Origin of the sequence: Nocardia sp. NPDC059764 (assembly GCF_042732555.1) — a bacterium.
Classification (GTDB): domain Bacteria; phylum Actinomycetota; class Actinomycetes; order Mycobacteriales; family Mycobacteriaceae; genus Nocardia.
In genome coordinates this window covers 1-4,523 of record NZ_JBHWHH010000301.1, presented here as the reverse complement: position 1 = coordinate 4,523, position 4,523 = coordinate 1, and the positions used below count along the sequence as shown (strand labels likewise).

General features: G+C 68.6%; 3 protein-coding genes and 1 tRNA gene. 3 read left to right on the top strand and 1 reads right to left on the bottom strand.

Going from position 1 to position 4,523, the window contains the following annotated elements:
• Positions 1-6 precede the first annotated feature (6 nt).
• Positions 7-77 (bottom strand) — tRNA-Gly (locus ACFV4K_RS34855).
• Positions 78-377: 300 nt separating this feature from the next.
• On the opposite strand from ACFV4K_RS34855, the gene ctaD reads away from it, so the two are divergent.
• The 3 genes from ctaD to ACFV4K_RS34840 all read left to right on the top strand — a co-directional run bounded on the left by ctaD (position 378) and on the right by ACFV4K_RS34840 (position 4,432).
• Complete coding sequence (ctaD, locus tag ACFV4K_RS34850) at positions 378-2,099, top strand: cytochrome c oxidase subunit I (RefSeq protein ID WP_379280563.1); 1,722 nt, start codon at positions 378-380, stop codon at positions 2,097-2,099.
• A gap of 128 nt (positions 2,100-2,227) precedes the next feature.
• A complete protein-coding gene (gene dcd / locus ACFV4K_RS34845) occupies positions 2,228-2,800 on the top strand; it encodes a dCTP deaminase (protein WP_379280562.1) in 573 nt (190 codons plus the stop codon).
• 204 nt (positions 2,801-3,004) lie between these two features.
• On the top strand, positions 3,005-4,432 hold the full coding sequence (locus ACFV4K_RS34840; RefSeq protein WP_379280561.1) for an Hsp70 family protein: 1,428 nt from the start codon (positions 3,005-3,007) through the stop codon (positions 4,430-4,432).
• Positions 4,433-4,523 lie beyond the last annotated feature (91 nt).

Sequence of the window (4,523 nt, the reverse complement as noted above, 5' to 3'; positions counted from 1 at the left end):
CGTGAGAGCCGGTGACGGGAATCGAACCCGCAATTCGACCTTGGGAAGGTAGCGTGTTGCCACTACACCACACCGGCACGGTCCTGCTTGCGCACGCGACTCTATCAGACCACTTCTCCGCCGGTGCAAATTCGCGGGCCCGGGCCGCCGGGGTTTCGGGGCGGTGGGGGTGCGGGGGCCCGGACCCCATCTATCGCCCGTGTCGGCGCGACGCGCCGAAGATCGCGTAGCTCTTTCGCCGAAGCGCCGAGTTCCGCGCGCGGCCGGTCCTACACTGACCCGCAGGGTCGAAAACCCGTCCACCACTGGAAGTTTGGATGCGCTGAACGTTAGCTGGCGCTGGTTCGGTGCTCCTGCTCGGCGGTCGAGGAGGACGTATGACCGCGGTGCCCGCTCGTGAGGTTCCCGAGCTCGAACCCGTGCGGCCGTTTCCACGTCGGATGAACCCGCAGGGCTCATACCTGTGGAAGGCCATCACCACCACCGATCCCAAGATGCTCGGGAACATGTATCTGTTCACGGCCATGGCGTTCTTCCTGATCGGCGGCCTGATGGCGCTGCTGATGCGGGCGGAGCTGGCCCGGCCGGGCATGCAGTTCCTGACCCCGGAGCAGTTCAATCAGCTGTTCACCATGCACGGCACCATCATGCTGCTGTTCTACGCGACCCCGATCGTGTTCGGCTTCGCCAACGCGGTGCTGCCGCTGCAGATCGGCGCGCCGGACGTGGCGTTCCCGCGGTTGAACGCGCTCAGCTACTGGCTGTACCTGTTCGGGGCGCTCATGGCGACCGCCGGATTCATCACCCCCGGCGGCGCGGCCGACTTCGGCTGGACCGCCTACACCCCGCTCAGCCTGGCCGAACACGCGCCGGGCATGGGCGCGGACCTGTGGATCATGGGTGTGGCGGTGTCCGGTGTCGGCACCATTCTGGGTGGCGTCAATATGGTCACCACGATCGTGTGCCTGCGCTGCCCGGGCATGACCATGTGGCGGATGCCCATCTTCACCTGGAACATCCTGGTCACCAGTGTGCTTGTGCTGCTGGCGTTTCCGATCCTGACCGCCGCGCTGATGGGGCTGGAGTTCGATCGGCACCTGGGCGGGCACGTCTTCGACTCGGCCAATGGCGGGGCCATCCTCTACCAGCATCTGTTCTGGTTCTTCGGGCATCCCGAGGTCTATATCGTGGCGCTGCCGTTCTTCGGGATCGTGACCGAGATCTTCCCGGTGTTCAGCCGAAAGCCGCTGTTCGGCTACACCACCCTGGTGTACGCGACGCTGGCCATCGGCGCGCTGTCGATCGCGGTGTGGGCGCACCACATGTACGCGACGGGGTCGGTGCTGCTGCCGTTCTTCTCGTTCATGACGTTCCTGATCGCGGTGCCGACGGGGGTGAAGTTCTTCAACTGGATCGGCACCATGTGGCGCGGCCGGCTCACCTTCGAGACACCCATGCTGTTCTCGGTCGGCTTCCTGGTGACGTTCCTGTTCGGCGGTCTGTCGGGCGTCATCCTGGCCTCGCCGCCGCTGGACTTCCACGTGTCGGACTCGTATTTCGTTGTGGCGCACTTCCATTACGTGCTGTTCGGGACCATCGTGTTCGCCACCTTCGCGGGCATCTACTTCTGGTTCCCCAAGATGACCGGGCGGATGCTCGACGAACGGCTCGGCAAGCTGCACTTCTGGACCACGTTCCTCGGCTTCCACACCACCTTCCTGGTGCAGCACTGGCTGGGGAACGAGGGCATGCCGCGGCGCTACGCGGACTACCTGCCCAGCGACGGATTCACCACGCTCAACACCATTTCCACCGTCGGCTCGTTCATCCTCGGGTTCTCGATGATCACGTTCGCCTGGAACGTCTTCAAGTCCTACCGCTACGGCGAACTGGCCACCGTGGACGACCCGTGGGGTTACGGCAACTCCCTGGAGTGGGCCACCACCTGCCCGCCGCCCCGGCACAACTTCTACGAACTGCCCCGCGTCCGCTCCGAGCGCCCCGCCTTCGAGTTGCACTACCCGCACATGGTGCCGCGCATGCGCGCGGAGGCCCACGCCACCTGGGGTCTGCGCAAGAACGTGCAGGTAGAGCGCTGAGAGTTCGCGGCCCGTCTCGTTCTGGACTGAGTGGAGCGGAGGAGCGAAGCGGGGGAGCGGAGGGAGGGAAGAACGAGACCTCGGGGGCCGCGAACTGCCCGGAGCGAAGCGGAGGGCAAGATGGCACAGTGCTGCTTAGTGATCGCGACATCCGCAAGGAAATCGCCAATGGACGTCTCGGGCTCGAGCCGTTCGACGAGAAGCTGGTGCAGCCGTCGAGCATCGATGTGCGGCTGGACAGCTTGTTCCGGGTGTTCAACAACACCCGCTACACCCATATCGACCCGGCGCAGCGGCAGGACGAGCTGACCTCGCTGGTCGAGCCCGCCGAGGGCGAGCCGTTCGTGCTGCACCCGGGTGAGTTCGTGCTCGGCTCCACGCTCGAGGTGTGCTCGCTGCCCGACGATCTGGCCGGGCGGCTGGAGGGCAAGTCCAGCCTGGGCCGGCTCGGGCTGCTGACCCACTCGACCGCCGGGTTCATCGATCCGGGGTTCAGCGGGCACATCACCCTGGAACTGTCGAACGTCGCGAACCTGCCGATCACGCTGTGGCCGGGCATGAAGATCGGCCAGCTGTGCCTGTTCCGGCTGACCAGTCCGGCCGAGCACCCGTACGGCAGCGCCACCGTGGGCTCCAAGTACCAGGGGCAGCGCGGGCCGACGCCGTCGAAGGCCTACCTGAACTTCGCCTCCCGGCAGTGAGCCACGACCCCGGCGCGCGTGAGTTGCGTTACGGGGTAGCCGGTTCGGCCGGGCGTCCGGCGGAAATCGGCCGCTGCCTGGACAGTTGACCGTCATGGAATGGCGCTATTACGCCGTCCGGTGGGCGGGTTCGCCGGGTGTACGGATGGCCCGGCACGTCGTAAGGTGGCGACGACAGGTAGGTGTGAACGAGATGGGCTGGCGATGAGTTCGGTGCTGGGAGTGTCGGTGGGGGCGGGCGCGGTTCGCGTCGCACGTCCGTACACCGGTGATTCCGCCGAGCCCACCAGGAATTTCGCCGCGCCGCCCGCGCCCGGATACGGCCGGGCCCGTAGCGGATTCGACGGTCCCCCCGACGCGTTCGATGTGCAGGCCGTGCCGGTCGGCGAACGCCGGGTCGACGAGCTGGTCGCCGACGCGGTCGGAGCGGTGCTGGCCGCCGACTCGCGGATCAGCGCCACCGCCATCGCCTACCGCGACGAGAACCACGCGCGCGCCATCCGCGCCGAGCTGGCCCGCCGGCAGTTCACCAACTACGAGCTGGTGCCGGATGTGGTGGCGGCGCTGGAGTTCCTCGAATACTCCGGTGAACTCTGGCCCCACCTCTCTGGGCCGGGTTTCGGCACCGTCGCGCTCTACGACCTAGGTGCGTCCGGTCTGTCCGTGACGGTGGTCGACATCGGCTCCCGCCAGGTCTGCTTCACCGAGCGCACCAGCGATATCAGCGGCGACTATCTGGACGCGCTCATCCGCGAACAGCAGATCGCCTCCGGGCGTATCGCCCATCCGCCGGATCACACCGGCCTCACCGCCCTGGACAAGCTGTGCCGCGAGGCCAAGGAACAGCTCTCCGGCAGCAGCGCGGTGGCTCTGCCCTCCACCGAGGGGCTGGTCCTGCTGTCGCAGGAGAACTTCGAGGCCCTCATCATGCTGGCCGTCGAATCCTCCGCGCGCATGACCCGCGATGTCATCCTGCGCTCCGAGCAGCCCGTGCAGGCCGTCGCCCTGCTCGGTGGCTGCGCCCAGATTCCGCTGGTGGCAAGGGTTCTGCGGCGCTGGCTGGGCGTCCCGGTGATCGTGCCCGCCGCGCCCGAGACGGTGGTGACCCGCGGCGCCGCCATGCTGGCCCGCCCGGTCATGCCGCGCCCGGCCCCCGCCCCGTTCCCGGCCGCGCCGCGCGAGGAGGTCGCGCCGCGGCCCGCCGAGCCCGCCCCGGCCCAGCTCCTGGTCCCCGGCACGACCGACGGTCCGGGCCGCCGCCGCGAGGTGAGCATCGCCGGTGTCGCCGTGGGCGCGCTGGTCGTGGTGGCCGCCATCGGCATCACCCTGGGCTGGGGAACCCAAGTGCTGAGCCACGATTCGCAGCGCCAGGACGCGGTGACCAGCTCGGTCCCGACCAGCACCACCCGCCCGAGCGAAACGGCCACCGTCGCTCCGAGCACCACCGACGCCACCAACGAGGCGCTGGCCGGCCCGCCGCAGCCGCCGAGCACGACCACCACCACCGAGGCCCCCACCACCACGGTCGGCCCCAACACCATCACCCTCATCCCCGGCCTCCCGCCGGTGATCGTGCCCACCCTCCCCCCACTCTTCCCGCCCGCCCCGGCGCAACAGCAGCAAGCGCGCTGACCGCGGGCCGAGCGCCGCGAACCCGCCCCGGAGCGAAGCGGAGGGGCGAAGCGGACGCCGAGCCCCCCCCGGCGACGGCCCCGAGGGGGCG

What these genes read in the sequence shown, in the direction of transcription:
- ctaD (WP_379280563.1), top strand. Translation starts at nt 378, where the DNA reads ATGACCGCGGTGCCCGCTCGTGAGGTTCCCGAGCTCGAACCCGTGCGG.
- ACFV4K_RS34840 (WP_379280561.1), top strand. Translation starts at nt 3,005, where the DNA reads ATGAGTTCGGTGCTGGGAGTGTCGGTGGGGGCGGGCGCGGTTCGCGTC.